General features: G+C 70.4%; 24 protein-coding genes. 16 read left to right on the top strand and 8 right to left on the bottom strand.

Going from position 1 to position 22,240, the window contains the following annotated elements; all coding sequences use genetic code 11:
- Positions 1 to 155: 155 nt before the first annotated feature.
- Together AW272_RS21155 and AW272_RS21150 are read left to right on the top strand one after the other, a co-directional pair.
- A complete protein-coding gene (locus AW272_RS21155) occupies positions 156 to 512 on the top strand; it encodes a hypothetical protein (RefSeq protein ID WP_157518684.1) in 357 nt (118 codons plus the stop codon).
- 569 nt (positions 513 to 1,081) lie between these two features.
- Positions 1,082 to 1,387: a transposase gene (locus AW272_RS21150; RefSeq protein WP_066367799.1), complete on the top strand. Its 306-nt coding sequence runs from the start codon at positions 1,082 to 1,084 to the stop codon at positions 1,385 to 1,387.
- 547 nt (positions 1,388 to 1,934) lie between these two features.
- On the opposite strand, the gene AW272_RS21145 is transcribed toward AW272_RS21150, so the two are convergent.
- Both AW272_RS21145 and AW272_RS21140 read right to left on the bottom strand, forming a co-directional pair.
- Positions 1,935 to 2,249 (bottom strand): NucA/NucB deoxyribonuclease domain-containing protein, encoded by a 315-nt coding sequence (locus AW272_RS21145; protein WP_066367797.1) that lies wholly within the window; start codon positions 2,247 to 2,249, stop codon positions 1,935 to 1,937.
- A 206-nt stretch (positions 2,250 to 2,455) separates the two neighbouring features.
- A complete protein-coding gene (locus AW272_RS21140) occupies positions 2,456 to 2,770 on the bottom strand; it encodes a hypothetical protein (protein WP_066367789.1) in 315 nt (104 codons plus the stop codon).
- Between the two features lie 664 nt (positions 2,771 to 3,434).
- Here AW272_RS21140 and AW272_RS21135 point away from each other — a divergent pair.
- Positions 3,435 to 4,352, top strand: coding sequence for a S66 peptidase family protein (locus AW272_RS21135; RefSeq protein WP_066367959.1), 918 nt, complete (start codon positions 3,435 to 3,437; stop codon positions 4,350 to 4,352).
- Here AW272_RS21135 and AW272_RS21130 read toward each other — a convergent pair.
- Positions 4,328 to 5,008 (bottom strand): HAD family hydrolase, encoded by a 681-nt coding sequence (locus AW272_RS21130; protein WP_066367787.1) that lies wholly within the window; start codon positions 5,006 to 5,008, stop codon positions 4,328 to 4,330. The two genes, AW272_RS21135 and AW272_RS21130, sit on opposite strands and share 25 nt — an antisense overlap.
- A gap of 107 nt (positions 5,009 to 5,115) precedes the next feature.
- Here AW272_RS21130 and gnd point away from each other — a divergent pair, with 107 nt between their 5' ends.
- The 9 genes from gnd to AW272_RS21085 are packed head-to-tail and all read left to right on the top strand — an operon-like array spanning position 5,116 to position 13,850.
- Positions 5,116 to 6,027: a phosphogluconate dehydrogenase (NAD(+)-dependent, decarboxylating) gene (gene gnd, locus AW272_RS21125; RefSeq protein ID WP_066367785.1), complete on the top strand. Its 912-nt coding sequence runs from the start codon at positions 5,116 to 5,118 to the stop codon at positions 6,025 to 6,027.
- 4 nt (positions 6,028 to 6,031) lie between these two features.
- The gene (locus AW272_RS21120; protein ID WP_066367783.1) at positions 6,032 to 6,937 is read left to right on the top strand and encodes a Gfo/Idh/MocA family protein; all 906 of its coding nucleotides are present in this window, start codon (positions 6,032 to 6,034) and stop codon (positions 6,935 to 6,937) included.
- Positions 6,938 to 6,950: 13 nt separating this feature from the next.
- Positions 6,951 to 7,793 (top strand): nucleoside hydrolase, encoded by an 843-nt coding sequence (locus AW272_RS21115; protein ID WP_169807586.1) that lies wholly within the window; start codon positions 6,951 to 6,953, stop codon positions 7,791 to 7,793.
- Positions 7,790 to 8,821: a hypothetical protein gene (locus tag AW272_RS21110; protein WP_066367779.1), complete on the top strand. Its 1,032-nt coding sequence runs from the start codon at positions 7,790 to 7,792 to the stop codon at positions 8,819 to 8,821. The genes AW272_RS21115 and AW272_RS21110 overlap by 4 nt, the downstream gene beginning before the upstream one ends.
- A complete protein-coding gene (locus tag AW272_RS43255) occupies positions 8,818 to 9,036 on the top strand; it encodes a phosphopantetheine-binding protein (protein ID WP_066367775.1) in 219 nt (72 codons plus the stop codon). The genes AW272_RS21110 and AW272_RS43255 overlap by 4 nt, the downstream gene beginning before the upstream one ends.
- Positions 9,033 to 10,400 (top strand): amino acid adenylation domain-containing protein, encoded by a 1,368-nt coding sequence (locus AW272_RS21100; protein ID WP_066367773.1) that lies wholly within the window; start codon positions 9,033 to 9,035, stop codon positions 10,398 to 10,400. Before AW272_RS43255 ends, AW272_RS21100 begins: the two co-directional genes overlap by 4 nt.
- Positions 10,397 to 11,587, top strand: coding sequence for an ATP-grasp domain-containing protein (locus AW272_RS43250; protein WP_066367770.1), 1,191 nt, complete (start codon positions 10,397 to 10,399; stop codon positions 11,585 to 11,587). The genes AW272_RS21100 and AW272_RS43250 overlap by 4 nt, the downstream gene beginning before the upstream one ends.
- Positions 11,584 to 12,771 carry an MFS transporter gene (locus AW272_RS43245; RefSeq protein ID WP_066367767.1) on the top strand — a complete coding sequence of 396 codons (1,188 nt, stop codon included), beginning with the start codon at positions 11,584 to 11,586 and terminating at the stop codon, positions 12,769 to 12,771. The genes AW272_RS43250 and AW272_RS43245 overlap by 4 nt, the downstream gene beginning before the upstream one ends.
- 17 nt (positions 12,772 to 12,788) lie before the next feature.
- Positions 12,789 to 13,850, top strand: coding sequence for a thioesterase domain-containing protein (locus AW272_RS21085; RefSeq protein ID WP_066367764.1), 1,062 nt, complete (start codon positions 12,789 to 12,791; stop codon positions 13,848 to 13,850).
- Between the two features lie 98 nt (positions 13,851 to 13,948).
- Here AW272_RS21085 and AW272_RS21080 read toward each other — a convergent pair whose 3' ends face one another.
- Positions 13,949 to 14,359, bottom strand: coding sequence for a RidA family protein (locus AW272_RS21080; RefSeq protein WP_066367761.1), 411 nt, complete (start codon positions 14,357 to 14,359; stop codon positions 13,949 to 13,951).
- A 454-nt stretch (positions 14,360 to 14,813) separates the two neighbouring features.
- Here AW272_RS21080 and AW272_RS21075 point away from each other — a divergent pair, with 454 nt between their 5' ends.
- On the top strand, positions 14,814 to 15,176 hold the full coding sequence (locus tag AW272_RS21075; protein WP_066367953.1) for a nuclear transport factor 2 family protein: 363 nt from the start codon (positions 14,814 to 14,816) through the stop codon (positions 15,174 to 15,176).
- Positions 15,177 to 15,325: 149 nt separating this feature from the next.
- Here the strand turns inward: AW272_RS21075 and AW272_RS21070 are convergent, their stop codons facing one another.
- A complete protein-coding gene (locus AW272_RS21070; RefSeq protein WP_066367759.1) occupies positions 15,326 to 16,315 on the bottom strand; it encodes a hypothetical protein in 990 nt (329 codons plus the stop codon).
- Positions 16,316 to 16,335: 20 nt separating this feature from the next.
- On the opposite strand from AW272_RS21070, the gene AW272_RS21065 reads away from it, so the two are divergent.
- Both AW272_RS21065 and AW272_RS42220 read left to right on the top strand, forming a co-directional pair.
- Positions 16,336 to 16,593, top strand: a complete 258-nt coding sequence (locus tag AW272_RS21065) for a hypothetical protein (protein ID WP_066367757.1) — start codon at positions 16,336 to 16,338, stop codon at positions 16,591 to 16,593.
- Between the two features lie 222 nt (positions 16,594 to 16,815).
- Positions 16,816 to 18,462 (top strand): PQQ-dependent sugar dehydrogenase, encoded by a 1,647-nt coding sequence (locus AW272_RS42220; RefSeq protein ID WP_066367755.1) that lies wholly within the window; start codon positions 16,816 to 16,818, stop codon positions 18,460 to 18,462.
- A 165-nt stretch (positions 18,463 to 18,627) separates the two neighbouring features.
- Here AW272_RS42220 and AW272_RS21055 read toward each other — a convergent pair whose 3' ends face one another.
- The gene (locus AW272_RS21055; RefSeq protein WP_066367752.1) at positions 18,628 to 20,046 is read right to left on the bottom strand and encodes a hypothetical protein; all 1,419 of its coding nucleotides are present in this window, start codon (positions 20,044 to 20,046) and stop codon (positions 18,628 to 18,630) included.
- A gap of 155 nt (positions 20,047 to 20,201) precedes the next feature.
- Positions 20,202 to 20,405, bottom strand: a complete 204-nt coding sequence (locus tag AW272_RS42215) for a hypothetical protein (RefSeq protein WP_157518683.1) — start codon at positions 20,403 to 20,405, stop codon at positions 20,202 to 20,204.
- A gap of 419 nt (positions 20,406 to 20,824) precedes the next feature.
- On the opposite strand from AW272_RS42215, the gene AW272_RS21050 reads away from it, so the two are divergent.
- Entirely contained in the window at positions 20,825 to 21,034 is a 210-nt protein-coding gene (locus tag AW272_RS21050) for a hypothetical protein (protein WP_157518682.1), read from the top strand.
- A gap of 38 nt (positions 21,035 to 21,072) precedes the next feature.
- Here AW272_RS21050 and AW272_RS21045 read toward each other — a convergent pair whose 3' ends face one another.
- Positions 21,073 to 22,239, bottom strand: a complete 1,167-nt coding sequence (locus tag AW272_RS21045; RefSeq protein ID WP_066367747.1) for an MFS transporter — start codon at positions 22,237 to 22,239, stop codon at positions 21,073 to 21,075.
- Between the last annotated feature and the right edge of the window lies 1 nt (position 22,240).

Genomic DNA, 22,240 nt, shown 5'->3' with positions numbered 1-22,240 from the left:
TCCGCTGTCGCCGTCATACGGCGCCGACAGCCGCCCGAGGACAGCCTCATCTCGCCGCTGTTGTAGATGTCCACCTCGACGGCGTCCTCATCGAAGGAGTCGCGCCACGACCAGCTCCGGCCATGACTGCGGCCTGACCTCAGCGGCTCCGGACGATGCGGCGCAGTATTCGGAAGTGGGACTACTCGCCGCCCTGGATCGGCTGCGATGACGGTAAGCAGTTGCTCCACATCAAGGTCGGCGTTCCGGCGGACCTGTGGAACCGGGACGGAGCCTGGTGCAACACCAACGCCATCCCGGCGAGGGGCGGCGTCTACCACGAGGTCTGGACCGGCTCGTCGGGGGTCGGCTGCAGCTGGCGGGTGCGCGACGTCAACATGGGCGTCGTGGTCAACAACGGCCGGCTCGGCGCGTTCGCCTACTCGAAGTACTGGACCGGTGGCCTGACCAACTGGTACCGCCTGGAGCTCTACAACTGCGGCATCGGCGCGGGCGGCAGCATCTGGAACTAGGTCTGATCTCGGCCAGGACGTCGAGAGATGTCCAGCGCCGTCGCCGGCCACGCCCACCGCGCGGCGACGGCGCGGGGACGGCGCGGCTGGATGGTTCAGGAGCCCGCGTGTGCGGTCAGCACCCCGTCGATGTCGACGAGGATCAGCGGCCGTTCCGCACCCAGGCCGCTCAGGCCGCGCGTTCTGCCGTGGTGATCTCGGCCAGGACGTCGAGAGAGATGTCCAGGGCGGTCGCCAGGGCGGCGATCGTGAAGAAGGCCGGGGCCGGTTTCGATCTTGCGGAGGTTCTCCGGGCTGATGCCGGCGGTGGCGGCAACCTCGGCCATGCAAGCCCTGGAAGGGCCTGGCCGACGTCGAACTCGCCACCGCCGAATGGGTCGACTGGTTCAACCACCAATGCATCCACACCGCCATCGGCAACGTCGCACCCACCGAATACGAGACCACCTACTACGCTCAACACCAGCCCCAACCGGCAGCTGGAGTCAGCTTCGAGAGTGGCGTCCCCGGCTTCCGTGGAGTCGCTTTGCTTGACTTGTGTGCCATAGACCCCTCGAGAAGAGGTCGGCATGCCACGCAGGGGCTACCCGTCGGAGTTTCGCCGCAAGGTATTGGATCTGGTCGAGGCCGGACGGCCCGTCAGGGATGTCGCCCGCGATCTGGGGATCAGTGAGCAGACGATCTACGTCTGGCGCAAGCAGTACCTGATCGACACCGGGCGGCTCCCCGGAGCGACCACGACCGAGCAGGCCGAGCTGCTGGCCGCCCGCAAACGGATCCGGGAGCTGGAGACCGAACTGGCCGTCACCCAGCGGGCGATCGAGCTGGTGCGAGAGGTGGTGCCCCCAGAAGACGGCTCGAATCGATCGCGGTGATGGTCGGCATGCGCACACCCGTCGAATACGAGGTGCTCTACCCAACCCGCCAACCGGCATAAGAGTCCAGCAATCCGACTCCGCCCAACATGGGGAACATCAGCATCTGTCCGCCGGTCCACCTCGGCAAGGTCGAACTCAGTCTGGACCACGCCGTCGACGGCGAAGATGACAGCACTGTCCATCGCGAGGTTCCAGAAGACGCTAAAGGCCCGCCCCCGGGCCGACACGGACTCCATGACCTCGATCCCTGGTAGCCGTCGGGCGCGAGCGCGAGCGTCCAGTCGCCGATCGTGACGAGGTGAATCAGCTCGGCCCGGTAGTCCTTCTCCAGCTCCGCGATGACGTCCTCGTCAGCCCACACCTTCGACTCAATGTCGGCCCCGAATCGGCGGGCGACCTCGTCGATGTCGGGCTCCCGGCACCAGGTGGGCAGAGCTGGTCCGGGAGGCCGGCGTCCATCAGCTCGGCGTACTTCGCGTCGGCGGGGTGCACCTTTCCCCTTTCGAAGATCGTGGCCCGCCCGAGAACCGGGCGGGCCACGATGTTAGTCGTCAGCGGACCGGAGACTGGTCACGGTCCTGGGCGCGTGGGTTGGCGGAGACCCAGAAGGGTCGATGCCGAGCCTGCGCGTCTGCTGGTAGAAGACGCCGAGCTGGCTGCCCGAACTGCGGTTGTCAGACGCGTTGATGTACCGCACCGAGAAGTTGCCTCTGACCGGGAGCGAGCCTTCCTTCGTGCTGGCGAAGGGGAACTCGTCGCAGTCCAGCTTCTGCTCCTTCGGTTTCACGTCCGGCCATTCCTTGCGGCAGATGCTGATCGAATGGGCGCGGTTCTTCTTGATGGTCCCGGTGGGCGCCAAGTCGGGGTCGACCAGATCCGGGTTGGCTCCTTCGACCTCACGGTGCAGAGGCCCGTAAGGGGCGTGGCCGGGAACCTTCTTGGGCGTGTCGCTCTCCGGTTTCGTCCACTTGTCGGCGTTGAACTACGCGTTCCATGATCTGGCAGGTGCTCACCAGGTCCTTGCCCGCTCCCATGCTCTTGGGCGAGTGGATCGTCCACTCCGCCTCAGGCTGGGCGGCCCAGGTAGCCAGGGTGGCGTTCTTGACGAACCGTGCGCCATCTCGCGGACCGCCGTCCTGGATCTGGCACTGCGACGTCGTCACCACGCCCGCCCTGATCTTTCATCGGCGTGAAGTACCTCAAGTCGCTGCCGGTGACGTACTTGGGCTTCTCGAAGCGCCAGGTGAAGACGGTGTCACGGCCGTGCTTGCCCGACGGCGCGTCGATCTCGGCGTTGCTGGTGCCCTTCTTGCCACCGACGTAGGTGTAGGCGCGCAGTTTGGCCGTGATGACCGCCTCGCCCTTCCATAGAGTGGTCACCGTCGGGGGCCTCGTTCTGGTATCGGTCTTTTCCTCATAGGCGGGCACCCCCAGACGAATTGGGCGCACCACCGCCGACCGCTCCGTGGCCCTGCTGGCCGAGGCCGCCGCCGCGACCGGCCTTTCGTTGGTCCGCGAGTGGCACGCTGGCGTTGCTGCGCTCGGGCCGGGCCGAGCAGGCGCGGAGCGTGGTGGGTCCCTGGCGGCAGCAGCCGGAGGTGCCGCGCAACTACATGTGGCTGACGCATATGGCGATCCGGGCCGAACTCTGGTCGGCGCTCGTCTCCGCTGAGGCCGCTCATGATCTGTACGCCGAGCCGGCGCCCTACGCGGATCGTGATCGCGGGCTTCGCCGGACACCACGTCGGGCTGCCGGCCAGGGCGTGCGGCGATCTGGACAAGGCCGTTGATCATCTCTCGGCGGCGCTCCGGCACAACGAGAACGCCGGCTTCCTGCCCTTCGCCACGGCGACCGCCCGCGAATTGGCCGCCACTTCGCAGCTACGGGGACGGTGGTTCTTGTCTCGGCGCTTCCGAAGAGGCCGCCATTCTGCATGGGAGGCACCTTCACGACGAGACTGATGACCAGCGGCGTTCCTTTTCGCCGCGAAAACGGCGAAGTCGTCATCTGGCGGCTCCACCTAGACTCGGGTCCTTGACCGAAATGACCCCCCTCGCCCGGCCACCTCGTCTCCACCCCGGAGACCGGGTGGCCGTCGTCGCGCCCAGCGGACCGGTCTCACCCGACCGGCTCGCCCACGGTTGCGCCCGCCTCCGCGCCGCCGGTCTGGACGTCGTCACCGGCGAACACGTCCTCGCGCGGCATGGCTTGTTCGCCGGAACCGACCAGGAGCGGGCCGCCGATCTCACCGCCGCCTGGTGCGACGAGCGGGTCCGTGCGGTGCTGTGCGCCCGTGGCGGCTACGGCGCGCTGCGGCTGCTGGACCACCTCGACCCCGGCCGGTTCGCCGCCGCCACACCCAAACCGCTGGTCGGGTCGAGCGACGCGACCGTCCTGCACCGCTGGCTGGCCGAGCACACGGGCACCGTCGGCCTCTACGGCCCGATGGTCGCCGGCACGGCCCTGGGCACCGAGCGCCTCGGCGATCGATGGGCCACCGAACTGATCCGGACCCTGATGTTCCCCGAGGACACGCGACGCCTGCACTGCCCCGACGCGACCGAACTGGTCCCCGGCCACGCTCGCGGCCCGGTCGTCGGCGGCAACCTCAACCTGCTGGCATCCCTGCTGGGCAGCCCCGAGGCCGGGTCGGCGGCGGGCGGCATCGTGGTGCTGGAGGACGTCAACAAGGAACCCCACCGGCTGGACCGGCTGTTCACCCAGATGCTCCGATCCGGCTGGTTCGACGGCGTCATCGGCATCGTGGCCGGGCGGTGGCAGAACTGCGGCCCCGATCCGGACGCGATCCTGCGCGAGCGGCTGGGCCCGCTGGGCGTGCCGATCCTGACCGGTTTCGACGTCGGGCACGGCCCCCGTCAGCTCACCGTCCCGCTTGGCGTTCCGGCCGTGCTGAACACGGGCGGCAGGTCGCTGACCTACGACGTGCCGGCTCTGAACTGAAGAGCGAACAGGTCGTCGAGCCCGACCCCGGTCAGTGACGGCAGGACCACGTCGGCGGCGGCCAGGTCGTGGCCGGCGGTGAGCGGGCCGGGGACCGCCACGCAGCGCAGGCCGGCCGCGCGGGCGGCGGCGACGCCGGTGGCGGTGTCCTCGATCGCGACCGCCTTGGCGGCCGGAGTTCGCAGGCCCGCCAGGGCGGCCAGATAGACGTCCGGGGCGGGTTTGCCGGCCGCGACGTCGTCGCGGCAGAACACGGCGGAGAACGCCGGCAGCAGCCCGAGGCGCTCCAGATGCCCGGTCACCCATTCCCGGTTGGCGCCGGAGGCGACCGCGGTGCGGACTCCGGCGGCCTGGGCCTGGGCCAGCAGCTCACGCACTCCCGGCAGCACCGGCAGGTCCAGGGCGAAGACCCGCACCCGGGAACGGATCCGGATGATCACCTCCAGCGGATCACCCCCGGCCTGCCCGAGCAGCTCCGCCACTCGATCGGGGCGCAGGCTCGGCAGTCCCAGCGCGGCGGTGAAAGCCTTTTCATCGAAAGGAATGCCGAGGTCAGCGCACTCGTCACGCCATCCGGCGACCACGGCCGATTCGGTATCGACGATCACTCCGTCGAAATCAAAAATGAGCGCGCGATTTTCGCGGACGCCCGTCATTGTGCCTCCGATTTCCGGATCTGTGAATATCCCAATTTAGGCGTGTATTTGATAACGTGCGGAACGGACATTTCACCGAGGCCGGGGGCACAGCGTCGGGAGGATGCATGGATATCGGGCTGGTGGGACTCGGGCGTATGGGGGCCGGGATCGCGCGACACTGGCTGCGCGACGGTCACCGGGTGGTGGGCCACGACCTGGACAAGGCGGCGACCGCCGAGCTGGCCGATGAGGGGCTGGAACCGGTCGAGGATCTCACGGCCCTGGTCGCGGCCCTGCCGGCACCCCGGACCGTGTGGACGATGCTGCCGGCCGGTCCCCCGACACGTGAGGTGAACGCCCACCTCGAAGAGGCGCTCCAGCCGGGCGACCTCCTGATCGACGGCGGCAACACCCACTTCCCCGAATCGGTCGCGCGGGCCGCCCGCTGCCGGGACAGGGGCCTGCGCTTCCTCGACGTCGGCACCTCGTCGGGCCTGCTCGGCCGGGCCGAGGGATACTGCCTGATGGTCGGCGGCGACCCCGACCTGGCGGCCGAGATGATGCCGATCCTGCAGAGCATCGCCCCCGAGGGCGGATGCCGCTACGTCGGCCCCTCCGGCGCCGGGCACTACGTGAAAATGATCCACAACGGCATCGAATACGGCCTGCTCGAAGCCTACGCCGAAGGCTTCGAAGTGCTCAAAGCCAGCGCGTACGACCTCGACCTGCCCGCCATCGCCGAACTGTGGCGGCACAACAGCCTGGTCCAGTCCCGCCTGCTCGACCTGCTCGCCGGAAAACTCGACGACGACCCCGAACTGTCCAAGTTCTCCGACTACGTCGAAGATCTCGGGACGGGCCGCTGGGCGGTGCTGGAGGCGATCGACCGCAACGTCCCGGCCCCGGCGATGACCGCCGCCCTGCTGACACGTCTGCGCTCCCGGCAGGAGACGTCCTTCGGCGGGCAGGTCCTGTCGGCGCTGCGGGAGGAATTCGGCGGCCACGTCGTCAACCGGCCGAACGGCCCGGTGGCCTGAGGCCATGATCCGGGTCGGCATCGTCGGTCTGGGATACATCGCCCGGATCGCCTACCTGCCGTTGCTGAGCGCCGATCCCCGGGTCGAGATCGTCGGCATCTCCGACCTGAGGGCCGACGCCGTCGAGCAGTACGGGCGGCAGTACCGGATCCCGGGGCGCTACCGCGAGCTCGACGACCTGCTGGCGTTACGCCCCGACGTGATGTTCGTGCACACCTCCACCGCATCGCACACCGAGGTGGTGACCCGATGCCTCGACGCCGGGATCGACGTCTACGTGGACAAACCCCTGGCCGACAGCTGGGCCGGGGCGAGGGCCCTGGCCGACCACGCCGCCGCGAAGGGGCTGCTGCTGGCGGTCGGGGTGAACCGGCGCTTCGCCCAGCATGTCCGCGCCGCGCGGGCCGCCGTACCGGAACCGGTGATCGTCACGACCACCCGCCACCGCACCGAGTACAACCACCTGCCGCTGCGGCTGATGGTGTTCAACGACCTGCTGCACTCTCTTGACCTGCTGTGCTGGCTGCTCGGCGACCCCGTCGAGATCGTCAGCTCGACCGTGGTCACCGACGGCCACGGCCGCCTGTCACACGCGCTGGGCACGCTGGCCGGCCCGACGGCCCACGCGCAGTTCGTGATGGCCCGCCACGTCGGCGTCGACCGCGAGTCCCTGGTGCTGCACGGCTCCCAGCGGCTGGCGGAGGTGACCGATCTCGACCAGACGTCGCTGTTCGTCGAGGGCCGCCATAGCACCGTGGCCTTCGGGATGTGGGACTCCCTGCTCCGGCGCCGGGGCTTCGTCGACATGATCGACCACGTGCTGGCCAGCCTGGGCCGCCCCGCCGACTGCGAGATCGCCGCCGAGCGTGTCCTGACGGGTCACCGGATCGCCGAAGAGCTGCTCGCATGAGAGGACGATCCACGTGTCCACGCCGCTCATCATCGACACCGACATCGGCGACGACCCGGACGACACCGTCGCGCTGCTGATCGCCGCGCGCACCGAACCGGCGCTGGCGCTGGTCGTCACCTCCGACGAGCGCGACGGCCTGCGGGCCCGCTTCGCCCGGCAGCTCCTCGATCGGCTCGGGCGCTCCGACGTCGCGGTCGTGGCGGGCGCGCAGATCGCCCCCAGCGGGCCGCGACTGTGCGTACAGGATCTGATCGACCCCGGCGTGCCGCGGCAGACGAGGGAGGTCGCCGACGCGGTGGCCGCCCTGTCCGACGGGCCCGTGCGGTGGGCCGGCCTCGGGTTCCTGTCGAATCTGGCCGCCCTCTGCGTCCACCGGCCCGACCTCGCCGAACGGCTCGTCGTGACCCAGATGGGCGGAGCCCTCGAACGTGATCCGGCCCGGCCCGAGTTCAACTTCGGCGGCGATCCCAGCGCCACTCGGACGGTGCTGGCCGAGCTGACCCTGCCGACCCTGGTCATCGCGGACCTGACCTACCGGCCCCCCATGCGGGTCGAGCCCGGCTCGCCGCTGTGCGCCGGCACCTCCGGCACCTGGTCACAGCTGCTCAGCGAGCAGTTCCGGGCCTGGTTCGCGATCCCGAAGCCGTCGTACCAGCACGACCCGCTCGCGCTCAGCGTCGCCATGGGGCAGGACTTCGTCACGTTCGAGAAGGCGCGGATCGCGGTCGACGAGGCGGGCCGGATGACTCTGTCCCCCGACGGCATCGAGGTCCAGCTCTCCCGATCGGTGGACTACGCACGCTTCACGGCCTGGCTCCACGAGGGGCTGGACCTGCCTGCGGCGAGCCGATGACCTGGAGCGTCGCCACCGGGCTGGCGGACCTGCCCGACCTGGACCCGGCCGCCTTCGACCCCGGCGCCGGAGCGGCCGGAACCCGGGCCCGGCTGCTCGGCGTCGAGACGGACGGACGCTGGCGGCACCGCTACGTCACGGCGAAGTCGCCAGGCGGCCTGGCCGCGCTACTGCCGGTCTACCGGCCGACCGGACGTTCGTGGCCGGACCCGGCGTACGCCCCGGAGAGCTGGGCGATCCCCGGCCTGTCCCCCGTCGAGGTCACCGCTGACCGATGTCTGCTGGTCGGCGGCGTGTACGACCGCCGCACCGCCCTGCACCTCCCCGACGACAGGGCCCGGGAAGGCCTGCGCGAGGTGGCCCGGATCGCGGTGGAAGAGAGCCGCTGCCTGGTCTTCCCGTTCGTCTACACCCGCGCCCGCCGCATCCTCGACGCGGCCACCGGCGGCCGCATCCGGTGGGCCGTCCTGGAACACGAGGCCCGTTTTCACGACGTCGTCCACTCGGCCCGGGTCCGTGGAGTTCTGCGCCGCGACCGGCGGCTCATCGAGCGGGCGGCGACCACCGCGTCCGTCGTGCCGTGGCAGGACGCCCACCCCGAGACCGCCGGGCTGATCGCCGAGCACAACCTCCGGATGGGTCAGTCCGACCACCCGGAGTTCGTGCGCATGCGCTACGCCCAGTGGGCGGACTGCGCGGGCGTGCGGGTGATCGTGTTCGACGCTCGGGCCGGATCCCACCACGGCGTGCTCACGGCGCTGGTCTGGCGGGACGGCCTGGAGCTGCACGAGATCGGCCTGCCGCCGTCCGACGACCCGGCCAGGCTGGCGCTCTATCTCGACCTGATCTTCCACCGGCCGCACGCCTTCGCCCGCGAGAACCGGCTGACCACCATCCGCGCGGGCACGGCCGCCCGGACACCCAAGGCCTCAAGAGGCGCCGCGTTCGAGCCGCTGCACGGGGGCGTGCTCGACGCCGGGAACACCGAGTGGCTCGCGCACGGGCCCGATCCGAGGAGTACCGCATGACCGAGTCCGAGGTGGCCGTCCTGATGGCCGAGATCCTGGAGACCGACGAGATCGCCGCAGACGAGAGCTTCTTCGAGGTCGGCGGCAGCTCGTTCCTCGTCCTGACGTTGATCGCCCGCATCCAGGAACGCACCGGCGTGACCCTGCGCATGATCGACATCATCCGCCGCCCCACCCCGGCCGGGGTGCACGATCTGGTGGGCGGCGTCGCGTGATCTGGACGGCGTTCGAGACCCACGCCGAACGGCACCCGCACCACCCGGCGATCCGTTCCGACACCGGGGTCGTCACCTACGGCGAACTCCGGGGCCGCGCGGCCGATCTCGCCGCCCGCCTACCGGACACCGGCGGCCTGGTCGCCCTCGACACGGGAGACCCGGCCCTGGGTGCCCTGGCCTTCCTGGCCACCGCCCACGCGAAGTGCGCGCTGTTGCCGCTCAACCAGGACAGCCCGGCCCGGCACCGGGCGGCGATGCTGGCCGACGCCCGGCCCGCCGCGACACTCCGCCCCGGCGGACCGGGGCTGCTCGACGTCGTCCCCGAGCCGGACATCGGGCGACCCGGGTTCGACGAGATCGCCTACCTGCTCTACACCTCCGGCTCGACCGGTACGCCGAAAGGCGTGCTGGTCCCGCATCAGGCGCTGGCCGACCGGCTCACCGGCCTGGCCGCCGTGCCCGGTCTGCGGGCGGGCCAGAGCATGCTGGCGATGACCGCGCTGTCGTTCGACATCTCGATCGCGGAGATGCTGCTGCCCCTCGCCGTCGGCGGCACCGTCATCCCGGCCCCGGAGAGCGCCCGTCTCGACCCGGAGATCTTCGCGGCGGTGGTGCGCCGCCACGCGCCCGACGTCGTCCAGGCGACCCCGAGCTTCTGGCGGCTGGCCGTGGCCGCCGGCTGGACCGGCGCACCGGCCGCCGACCTCTGGTGCGGCGGCGAGGAGATGACCACCGCCCTGGCCACCGAACTGCTCCCCCGCAGCCGTCGGCTCTGGAACGTCTACGGACCGACCGAGGCGACCATCTGGGCATCGGCCCAGCTCGTGACCTCCGCCGACGACGTGACCCTCGGCACCGCGCTGCCGGGCGGCGGAATGTGCCTGTCATCCGAGGGTGAGATCCTCCTGTACGGCGACGGCCTCGCCGCCGGCTACCTCAACCGGCCCGACCTGACGGCGGAACGCTTCCGGCCCCGCCCGACCGACACCGGCACCCGGCTCTGCTACCACACCGGTGATCGCGGCCGACTCCGACCGGACGGCCGCATCGAGTTCCTGGGACGCGACGACGACCAGGTCAAGCTGCGCGGGCACCGCATCGAACTGGGCGAGATCGAGCGGACCCTGGAAGCACACGAGAGCGTGTCCGAAGCGGTGGTCGTGCTCAGCGCCCTGGACGACCCGGCGAGAACGCACCTGACCGCGTTCGTCGTCGTCCGTCACCCGGAGCCGGACGTCAGAAGCCTGCGGCGCTGGCTGGCCGAACGGCTGCCCGCGTCCATGCGCCCCGCCCGCATCGAACTGACGGCCGCGTTACCCAGGACGACCGCGGGCAAGATCGACCGCCGGGCCCTGCGGTGACCCTGGCCATCCTGATCGCGGACCGGGGATCCCTGACGCCCGTGGAGATCGTCACGGCCGCCGCCGACACCCTGCCGGTCCTGTTCGTCCTGGACAGAAATGCCGAGGACCGGCTCCGGCTGGTCGCCGAAGCCCTGGCCCCGACCGTGTACGCCGACTTCACCGACGCCGCGGCCTGCGCGGAGGCCATCGCGAAGGCCGGGGCCACCAGCGTGACCACGTTCACCGATCGCCTCTGCCCCTTGGCCGCGGAGATCCGGGGCCACGACCCATGGCCGCACAAGGAGGAGCAGCGCCGCCGTCTCGTCGCGGCGGGCGTCTCGAGGGTCCGCTCGACCGCGCTCGACGACCCGGGACAGACCCGCACCCTGCTGTCCCAGTGGGCATCGGGTGTGGTGGTCAAGCCGGTGAACGGGGTGGCCAGCGCCCACACCTGGCTGTTGCGCACGCCGCGGGACGTCGAGGAGTTCCTCTCCGCCCACCGCGACGGCGCGCCCCGGCTGTTCGCCGAGGAGTACATCGCCGGGCTCCCCCGCGAGACGCCCCAAGTCGCCGACTACGTGTCCGTGGAGCTCGTCGGCCCGTTGGCGTTCGTGACCGACCGCGCGCCACTGGCCCTGCCCTGCCGGGAGACCGGACTGATGTGGCCGACCTCGCTGACGGAGACCACCCGCCTGGTGACCACGGCCAGGAAGGCGGTCGAGGCGCTGGCGGCCGGTCCCGGCAGCTACCACGTCGAGATCAAGCCGGGGACCGACCGCGACGAGATCATCGAGGTCAACGGACGTCTGGGCGGCTTCGTCGCCCGCGCCGCCGCCTACGGCGCCGATGTCGACGTGGCCCGGCTCGCCCTGGACGTCGCGGCCGGTGCGCCGGACCGTCCGATACAGACGATCACCTGGCGGCGGTGCGTCGCCGTCCTGCTGTTCCCCGCGCCGCAGGCCGCGCGGCGGATCAGCCGGGCTCCCGACCGCCGGAGCCTGAGCCGCCGCCCCGGCGTGCTGGCCGTCGATCAGGTACGCGGCGCAGGAGAGCCGTGCGCCTGGCAGCGCGGCACCGACGACGCGGTGGCGACGATCTGGCTGACCGGCGACGACCACCGCGAACTCTGGGCCCGCTTCCAGGACCTGACCGAACACCTCCGGGAGGCGTTCGCGTTCGTCGACGGCGAGGGGAACCCCACGTGACGGCGTCACCCGTGCGCCGGTACGTGCTCGGCTCCTCGGTGTCGGCGTTCGGCAACCAGATGGCGGCGGTCGCGCTGCCCGTGGCGCTGCTCTGGCACGGCGCGAGCGCCGCCGCCCTCGGGGTCGTGCTCGGGGCGGCGATCCTGCCCAAGACGGTGTTCCTGCTGGCCGGAGGGGTGATCAGCGACCGCCTCGACCGCCGGGGCGTGCTGATCCTCGGCGACCTGCTCATGGCGGCCACCCAGGTCGCGTCCGCCCTGCTGCTGTGGCACAGCGGCACCCGGCACCTGCACCTGCTGGTCATCCTCCAGATCGGGTACGGCTGCGCGAACGCCCTTGCCGTCCCCGCCCTCATCGGCGTCCTCCCCCAGCTCGTTCCGGTGGAGGGCCTGCAACGGGCGAACGCCGTGCTGCGCACGGCCATGAACACGGCGTCGGTGCTGGGCCCCCCGGCCGCCGCCGGTTTCGCCGCCCTGCTGAGACCGGAGTGGGCACTGCTCGCGAACGCGGTGACATTCCTGGTGTCCGCGGTGGCGGTGGCCGGGCTGCCGAAGCTGTCCTCCCCAGCCGAGCGCACGTCAATGACAAGAGAACTGGTCGCCGGATGGGCGGTCTTCCGCCGCACCACGTGGGTCTGGCTCATGGTCGGGTCGTTCGCGATCTACCAGGCCACCGTGCTGCCGGTGGTCTTCGTCATCGGCCCCATGGTCACCCAGGACGGCATCGGCGCGGGCGGCTGGGCGGCGGTGCTCACGGCCCGCAGCATCGGCGCGGTCCTCGGCGGCGCGCTGCTCCTGCGCTGGCGACCGCGCCGCCCGGTCACCCTGGCCTGCGCGCTGCTCCTGCTCGACCTGCCGTTCCTGATCGGACTGAGCGCCGGACTCGGCGTGGTCACGTTGGTGCTCGCCTCGGTGGTGGCGACCGTGGGGCTGCTCGCGGCCGACACCCTCTGGGAGTCGGCCCTGCAGGAGAACGTCGACCCCGCGTACATCTCCCGGATCAGCTCCTACGACTGGATGGGCTCGGTGCTCTTCGCCCCGCTCGGCTACCTGGCGGTCGGGACCGTCGCGGCGGCGGCCGGGACCACGGCGACCGTCGTCGCGATCACCGTCCTGCACGGCGTCATCCACCTGCTGCTCCCGCTGGCCCGGCCGATCACAGCCGTCCAGCGGGCATCGTCATGAGAAGAGGACCATCGAGCATGGACGAGTACCTGCGTTCCCAATGGCGGCAGATCTCGCCTGGGGCCGGTGACGACTTTCTGACCGGCCCCGGCGGCGTCGACGCGATGGTCGGCCTGGTGATCCGGCTCCAGCAGTCGGGCTTCCCGGTCAGCATGCGCGATCTGCTCCGTTCGCCGACCGTGCCGCTGCTGGCCGCCGCGCTCCGGGACCAAGTGGCCGGCGCACCCGGCGAATATCCCCCGCTCGCCGAGCTGTGGGCCGAGAGCCGGTCGGTGTGGACGGCCGAGGTCGGCACATTGGTGCCGCTGGCCGCAGGTAGGGGGCTGCCGCTGTTCTTCGTCCACACCGGGCTGGGGCAGGTGCGGTTCGTCGAACAGGCCGTGGACGACTTCCGGCGCGGCAGGCCCGTGTACGGGATCGAGTCGATCGGCCTCCGCGACCGGACCCGGCCCCCGCTGTCGATGGTCGAGATCGCCGACCAGTACGTCGCGCAGGTCCGCCGGGTGCAGCCGCACGGCCCCTACTCGATCGGCGGATTCTGCATGGGCAGCCATGTGGCGTTCGAGATGGCCCACCGGCTCACCGACGCGGGTGAGGAGGTGGCCGTGCTCGCCCTGATGCCCTCCGCGTTCTCGCTGGACGCGGGGCTGAACTCGATCCGGCCGGGCATCCGCCAGCGGCCTCCCGGAACCGGCCTGTCGGACCTCTACCTCGAACGGCTCGCGTACGTGCAGCTCATGTTCGGCGACCTGGACCTGGCCGCGAACCGCTCGGATGTGCTCGACGTCTTCGAGCAGACCTTCTGGCTCGACGGGGTGAAGCCCGAGGACTTCTTCTGGCACGCGGTGGTCGCCGCGGCGAACGCCTTCGCCCAGGAGAACTACGACCCGCGCCCGTATCCAGGCCCTGCTCTGGTCTTCCAGACCGCGCGGACGGCGACCGGGGAGGCCGCGGACTGGTCACCGGTCGCCCCGAACCTCCGCAACCACATCCTCGACGAACCCGACAGCCTGGCCATCATGCGCACCGCCGAGTTCAGCGACGCCATAGCGCCAGCGACCGCGCCCACGGCTCGGTGAACGACGGCTCCTTCGCCAGGTGCCGGGCGATCTGGTCCCGCAGGGCCGAGGTCTTCTGTGGCGATCTGCGGAACGTGTGGGTTCGGTTGATCGCCGCATTATGAGTCGAGCACAGCGGCGATGGCTTCGATTTCCACGAGTTGATCTTCATAGCCGAGCACTGTGACGCCCATCAATGTGCTGGGAACGTCGTGATCACCGAAGAAGGCCCGGACCACCTCCCAGGCGGCCCCCAGGTCCTGCTGCCTGCCGGACGCCACGAGAACCCTGGTGCTGATGACGTCATGCAGAGATGCACCGGAGTCCGTCAGGGCGGTCTGCATGTTTTCGAGGGCCTTCGCTGCCTGACCTGCGTAGTCTCCAACCGCCGCCGTGGATCCATCCTTGTTCAGCGGGCAGGCCCCGGCAAGGAAGATCAGGCGAGATCCGCCAGGTGCTGTGGCCGCGTAGGCGTACTCGGCGACGTCAGACAAGGAGGACGAGCGGATCAACGTAACTGCGCGGCCCATGGTTGTTCCCCTTCGAATCAGGCAAGAACGTGGCCACCATGTCAAAGGATCTTTCGCTATGCCACAGATTATCTGGCCTGGGAGCCTTGTCGCTGAGCTTGTTGTCCAGCCAGTTCGACGGGGTTTGATGCCCTTCTTGTGGTGGGTCGGTGGCTAGGACGCGTCCCACGTCGTGAGGGTTGTCGGGCGGCGATTCTTCGAGCCGGGTGGTCTCCCGTCCGTACTACGTGCAGGACTTCAGCAAGATCGCGAAGGCGGGTCGGGGGCGATTTCGGCGGAACTCGCGACGGTCTGATTTTCCGGGCCGCCGCGCACCACTTCAACGGCCTGTCGGGAAGCCTTCTCAACCCGACACCCACTCACCGACGATCGGAGTCCCTGGATCGGACTGCAAAGATCAGCCGAGCGTGAACGTCCTGGCGCGGATACGGCGCTGGTTGGGAGGGTGGACCTCATGATGGAGGACTTGCGGGACGCCGAGCGCCGACTCCAGGCCGCGCAGCTCGCTGGAGATGTCGAGGCGCTGGATCGGCTGCTGGATGATCGGCTGATCTTTACCTTCGGTGCGAACGTCGCGACCAAGGCGGACGATCTGGAGCTGCACCGCACTCGGACGCAGGTGGTGACGAGGGTGGCCGAGGAGGAGTTGACCGTGCTCGCCGATGGGCGCACCGGGGTGACGTGGTTTCTCGGCACCGTCGAAGGGACCGTCTCCGGTGCGCCGTTCGCGGCCAGGATGCGCTACACCCGTACTTGGCTGTACGGCGAGACGCACGGCTGGCGAATCATCGCCGTGCATGCCAGCACGACCGATTGACATAGCCGACACGTTGTCCGACGACCGGCCGGAAGCGATGAGGTGTCCCGGCACGGGCACCCGGATGATTTCCGCTGCTTCCCAATGACCTGCCTAGCTATTCGTGGCCGCATCAGCCCGCTTCGGCAGGTCGGTCATAGCTGCCGATGCTAGGAGACGCGCCAGAGCGTGGCATTGGCTCCGGGATCATCGGGGTCGCCCTCCGGCGAGGTGAACCCGGAGCCCCACACCTGCGAAGTGCCCGGCCGGCGCGCCACGGCGGCCAGCGAAGCGTTGTACCCGGTGGGCCTCGGCAGCGGCGTGCTCGCCCAGCTCGTGCCCCTGACCTGCCACAGCTGCGGGTTCCAGCCGCCCTGCGCGATCCACACCCCGCCCTTGCCGTCAGGCTCCGCCTCCGTGTACGGCTGCCCCTGCGTCGTCCCGAGCGTCATCCGCCACCGGGAGCCGTTCCAGTGCATGGCCAGCGGCCGGGAGAAGTTCACGTCGTCGCCCTCGGCGTCGGCCCCCTCCCAGCTGACCCCGCCGACGGCCCACACGTTGCGCGCGCTGACGACGGCGACGTCGATGAAGGTGGCGGTGGCATCCTCGGTCGGCAGCGGGATCGCGGGCAACTTCACCTTGCGCCAAGCCTTGCCCGACCAGTGGAAGACGCCGCTCCCGGCGGCCCAGACCTGCCCGCCGCCGGCGTCCACGGCCTGGGCGGTGCCGGGGACGGGGTGGCGTTTCCACGACGACCCGGTCCAGCGCCGCGAGGTGTTCCCGCCGACGGCCCAGACGTCGCGGGCGGAGACGGTCTCGGCGTCGGCGGCGTGGAACGTGCCGAGCGACCACGACGTCCAGGCGCGCCCGTTCCAGGCATAGGCCCGGTTGGGCCCGAAGGCCCAGACCCGGCTCGTGGTGGCGGCGACCGCCGACAGCTCGGGTAGCCGTCCGGGCAGCGCCTTCCTGGCCTTGCCCTTGAGCGACTGCACGAACCCCTGGCGGCGCCCGTTCAGGTACCGGTACCCGGCGGCCCAGACGGTGCCGTCGGCCGTGACCGCGACGTCGGCGAACACGTCGTCGCCCGGGGAGTGGACGACCTGGGCGACCTGCCAGGGGGAGGCGGAGGCCGCCAATAAGACCGCGATGATTGCCCGCATCCGTCCACAATATTTCCCCCATGACCCTGAACGGCGCTCTTCGCCTGCCAGACGGCACTCCCGTTCGCAGCCGCGGACTCCGCCGCCCGCTGCCCGCGAGCCCGCTCCCCGACTTCAGCCTGTACGTCCTGAGCCGCCTCCGCAGGTGCCCTACTTCTGGCTGTCCTCCGACCCTGCTCAGGCGGGCCACGGCGATCCGCGGCCTCTACGACCGGGCCGCCGCCGGAGCCGACGTCGAGGTGGCGTGCGGGGGCGAGGTGGGCCGCGCCGGGCCATAGAACTCGATAACCCCAGATACTCACCGCCTGCGGCTGCTCGACGGCGACGGCCCACCGACTCACGGTGCCTCGCGCCGGGTCGTGAAAGTTTCCCGTCTCGGAGGGCGGCCGACGGCGTACGCGCAGATCGGCGAGCGGGTAGCAGCCCGATGATTGCCCCGGGCGCGGCCAGCGCTTTCGATGAGGATGAGCCGGTAGCCCCATCCCGCCCCGGAGCGTGTGATGCCCAAGCACCTGTACTCGGCACTTTCCATCGTCCTTTGCGCTGTGATCGCCGCCACGGCGCTCGTCGTGACCCAGCCTGCCGCCGCGGGCGCAGGCGGGTTCGACTTCTCCCGGGCACAGGTCGCCGCTGTGGGGCTGCGGGTGCCCTGGGGCATGGCTTTCCTCCCCGATGGCAGCGCCCTGGTCTCCGAACGCGACACCGCGACCATCGCGCGGGTGCGTCCCGGTACTTCGCCCGTACAGGTGGCCACGGTCCCGAACGTGTACCCCGGAGGTGAGGGGGGCCTGCTCGGCATCGCGCTCTCCCCCACGTTCGCGCAGGACCAGTTGGTGTACGCCTACATCAGCTCCGCCTCCGACAACCGGGTGGTCCGGTTCCGGCTCAGCGCTCCGCAGACCCAGCAGGTGATCCTCGTCGGCATCCCCCGGGGCCAGTCCCGCAACGGCGGGCGCATCGCGTTCGGCCCCGACGGCATGCTGTACGTGGCCACGGGCGACGCAGGCTACCCCGCGTACGCCCAGAGCTCGAACCTCGGCGGCAAGATCCTGCGCATCACCCGCGACGGCGCGGTTCCCACGAGCAACCCGTTCTCCGGCTCACCGGTCTACAGCTACGGCCACAGCAATGTTCAGGGGCTCGCCTGGGACGAGGCCGGCCGGCTGTATGCCACGGAATTCGGTCAGAACTCCACAGACGAGATCAACTACATCCGGCCGGGTCACAACTACGGCTGGCCCGCCTGCGAGGGCATGTGCAGCAGCCCGAGCTACGCGAACCCCCTGGTGACCTGGAGCGACACCGAGGCATCCCCCAGCGGCCTGGCGTACGCCAACAACACGCTCTTCGCCGCGGCCCTCGCCGGTAAACGTCTGTGGACGGTGCCGGTCAGCGGCGGCAACCAGGTGGGCACCGCGGTGGCCGAACTGCAAGGAACGCTGGGCCGGCTGCGCACCGTGGCGGTCGGTCCGGACGGCTGGCTCTGGGTGGCGACGAGCAATCGCGACGGCAGGGGGACGGCGGGCCCCGGCGACGACTTCATCATCCGGATCCCGCCCGTCGGCCCATCCGGCCCGTCGCCCTCACCATCCGGCCCGGGGGTCTCCCCTTCGGCCGGCCCGTCGCCGGGCGGCCCCTCGCCGTGCCCCTCTCCTTCGTTCAGCCCTTCACCGTCGCCGACACCCAGCCCGTCGGCGTCCCCCAGCGTCTCCCCCTCGCCCAGCCCTTCGCCGTCGCCGACGCCCAGCCCATCACCCAGCCCATCACCGTGCCTCTCACCGTCGCCCAGTCCTTCGCCGTCACCTAGTCCGTCACCGTCACCGTCACCCAGTCCGTCACCGTCTACGGGTACGCGCTCCTGCGAAGCGACGATCCGGTTCTTTCTCCAGTGGACGACGGGCTCCTGGGGCGAGCTGACGGTGCGCAACACGGGAACGTCGCCCATCACCTCGTGGACCGTCACCTTCAAGGTTCCCAACGGGCTGAGCTACCTGCAGTGGAACGGCTACAACCTGCCAGGAGCCACGGTGACCGTCACCCAGAACGGCGTACTGCTGCCGGGCAATTCGGTGACGGTGCCATTCGCAGTCGGCTGGTCCGGCGGAGCTGTCGCGACTCCGTCGCCCATCACCTGCACGGCCAGATAGCGCCCCGGCTACGGGAGCGAGTCCGAGCGGATCCACATCGCCGACCGGCTCCGCGAGGGACAGAAATTCGGCGTTCGTAGTGTCATTTCGGCGTTCTACACGTGGCCGCCCATCCGCTGACCGTCGAGACGACGCCTTACCCGTTCGACCAGGTCGACCAGGCGCTCAGCGACTCGGCCAGTGACCGAGTGAACGGGGTCGCGGTGTCGCGTATCGCGCCGTGACCACAGCCGCCAAGGTCCCGACGACGGTGGCCAGTACGACGGCCACGACCGAGGCCTGGTCGTAGGTGGGGATCAGGTCGGCGCTCCAGGCCTCGAACGGGGCCATGATCACCAGCCAGACCAGCCCGGTCGTGGCGAGGCCGAACGGCCAGAGCCACGCCGGGGGTCGGACCATGACGGCGAAGAACACCATCAGCGCGAAGGCCACCACCGGCAGGAGGAACAGGGGCAGCAAGAGCAGGGGATGCGGGTACAGCATGCCGTGGCCGCCGAGCAGGACGTCGTTGAACTCGTCCCGGGGAGCCAGCCAGTACCAGGCGCCCGCGCAGCCGACCGCCACGCCGGCGGCGAACCCGAGTCTGCGCACCCCCGTACCGAGCGCGAACAATCCGGCCACGATGCCGATGAGCAGGGCGTTCTCGGGGAGCAGGGCGCTGTAGAGGCCGGGCGCGTTCACCGACACCGTCGCGGACGGGTCGAGTTCGTCGTCATCGATGCCGACCCGGCGCCAGGTCCCGACGCCGTCACGGACCGCGACCCCGTCGGCCCCGTTGGCGACGACGACCAGGCCGGGGATCGCCGAGACGCTGAGCGACTCGACCGGCTGGACGTCCTCGGGCCGGTCGGGCGGATGGGCCCTGACGAGCCGGTCCTGCACTCGGGGGGAGACCTCCCACGCCGCCGTCCAGGCCCCGCCCGCGGCCGACTCCTCGACCTTCAGCCGCCCGGGGACGACGCGGAAACACCGGTCGCCCGCGCAGGAGGAGGACGCCGGGATGGCCAGGACCGCGCCCTCCCACTCCTCCCAGATGCGCCCGTCGCGGGTGATGAAGTGGCTGGTCCTGCTGTATTCGGCGTCGCGCCCGACATGGACGATGATCCCGCCGTCGCGCACCTCGGTGGCGAAGGCGATGGTCGGAATGTACGGGATCTCCGGGCCGGTCGCCGTGATCGCGAGCACGGCGGCCGGGGTGAGCAGGATGACTGCGGTCCTGCCGGCCGGGACCGGGTGCCTGGCGGCGTGCCATGCGACGTACAGGGCGGGTAGGGCCAGCAGGTCGGTGAGGTCGGCGCGGATCAGGGACGGTCCCCAGGCCAGCGACCACGCCTCCGAGGCCAGCCAGGCGCCGGTCTCCGATGCCTTGACCAGGGTGAACCCGATCCCGGTGATCGCGATCGCCGGAAGCGGCCGGCCGATGACAAGGCCGAGCAGGGGCGGCAGGAGGATGAGCCCGGCGACGTCGCTGAGCTTGCCGGTGACGATACCGGGCCAGGTGTACTTCAGCAGGTGGTCGTTGAGGACGAGCACGACCAGGGCCAGCACGGTCAGGGGATGGCCGATCCACGAAGCACGGCTCAAACGGGCACTCTCCTCTGTTTGCCGATGCGGTAAGCGGCAGCGGAGCCCGCTGCGGTCACCGCGAGCACGGCGAGCGGGACGAGGGGGTGACCCAGCCAGGTTCGTCGCACTCCATCAGGGAAGCCGACAAGCCGCCGGAAACCGAGACCTCGTGATCACTCTGGAACCGGATCGTGTGATCGCCGATGCGCCCTGCTCACGAGGTAGTCCCCACGAGCGTCACCCCGCCGACCAGGGCGGCCGGACGCGCGTTCGTAGCCGGTCAGCGCGCCGTCGCGCCACGCGATGAACGGGACCATGGCCGCCTGCCTGGCGACCACCCCGGCGGCCAGGCCCGCCACCCACAACCACGGGCGCACGCACCTACGAGACGCCGTAGATCAGACCTGCGATCCCGGCGGCGATGAGCCTCCGAGAGCAGCAGCCTGGTCAGAGCTGTCGATGTCCCGTCTCATCCATCGTGGGTTGAATCTTGGCGCTGACCTGCGCTCTCACAAGTTCGTTGAGATAGTCCACCGTCCTGAAGCCAACCACCGCGAGAGGTGAGCTGCCGCCGGCCATCACCGCCTCAGACTTCTGTGCTTGGTGGACGCCGCATCCGGGCGACAGCGATGCATCCCGAGCGTTCTATCGCTTTGCGGCGCGATCAGAATCCGGCTCCGCCACGATGTCGAGGTCGGGCCGTGTCATCCCGCAGCGGCGCGAGGCAGGCTGCATCACCACGCCGTCGGGCCCCAACCTGTGGGTGATGGTCGGACCGGCGACCGGTTGGGCACAGATGACCCGACGACTGCTGTGGTCGACCTCCTGGAGCCCCACGCGCACGCTCGCGACCGCCGGAATCGGCGACCCGAGCACACTCACCCTCGTCGGATTGACCGATCTGGACGGCCTGGCCGGCGCAAGCGCAGACGGGACCACCTGGCTCGTAGCCCACGATTCCTTCGTGCACCTCACCCACCTGGAGGGGAATCAATGGCCGACCTAAGACTCTTTGCTTTCTGGCATGGAGATGGCATGGGGTCGTCACAGGTCTGCTGCGGATTGTTCTCTGGTTGTTCCGGCGATCAGCAACGCCACTCCCTGCAGGGCCGCGACCACCAGCAGGGCCTGGAGCAATGTAGTGCGGTCGCCGATCCAGCCGATCAGTGGCGGGCCGGTGAACGCGGCCAGTTTGCCGATCGTGGAGATGACCGCCACGCGGGCGGCGGCGTAGCGGGGGTCGTCCGCGCCGGCGCTCATGCCGACGGGGTAGCCGAAGGCCATGCCCGCGCCCCACAGCAGCGCCCCGAACAGGGCGATCGGCAGGTTCGGCCCGAAGATGAACAGCAGCAGCCCGATGATCGTGGTCACACCGAGCGCGCGGAGCACGGTCACTCTGCCGTAGCGGTCCAGCAGGCCCGCTCCGAACCAGCGCACCAGGGTGACGCACCCCAGGAAGAGGGCGAATCCGATCGCGCCCACGGCTGCGGCCGCACCGTGGCCGTCGATCAGGGCCACGGCGATCCAGTCGTTGGCGGCGCCCTCGCCGAAGGCGAAGGTGAGCACGTACAGGCCGATCAGGAGAGTTCGCGGTTCGCGCCACGCGCGGACCGCGCCGGAATCGCCCCTGGTGATCGGCTGGTGGCCGGGAAGGTAGTGGCGGGTGGCGAGCGGAACGGCCACGGCCACGATGAGGGAGACGGCCGCTAGATGCACGGCCACGGGCACCCGCAGGGCGATCATGGCGGCTCCGATGGCCGCGGCCACCACGGTCCCGGCCGCGTAGGCGGCGTGGAACCTGGGCATGATCGAGCGGCCCAGTGCCCGCTCCACCTCGGTTCCCTGGACGTTCATCGCCACGTCCCAGGCGGCGGTGGCGAATCCGATGAGGAGAAGTCCGGCCACCAGCACGGCCAGCAGGGTGAAGTCGCCGACGCCGGCGATGACCAGTCCGAGCGCGGCGAGCAGGCCGGTGATGGCGACGGTGCGGGCCTGGCCGAGCCGGATCACGATCGCCCCCGACAGCGGCCGCGAGATCAGCGCGCCCGCGGCGGCGGCGAGCAGGACCCATCCGAGCTGGGCGGAGTCGAGGTTCAGGTGGTCGCGGAACTGGGGGATGCGGGATACCCAGCTCGCCATGTGGAAGCCGCAGCAGGCGAACACGATGTTCGTCGCCCGGATGGCGGGCGCGACCGGGGGGCGGACGGTCACC

The sequence above is a fragment of the Herbidospora mongoliensis genome, assembly GCF_001570545.1.
Taxonomy (GTDB): Bacteria; Actinomycetota; Actinomycetes; order Streptosporangiales; family Streptosporangiaceae; genus Herbidospora; species Herbidospora mongoliensis.
The sequence above is the reverse complement of the archived record's forward strand: the minus strand, read 5'-3'. Positions and strand labels throughout refer to the sequence as shown.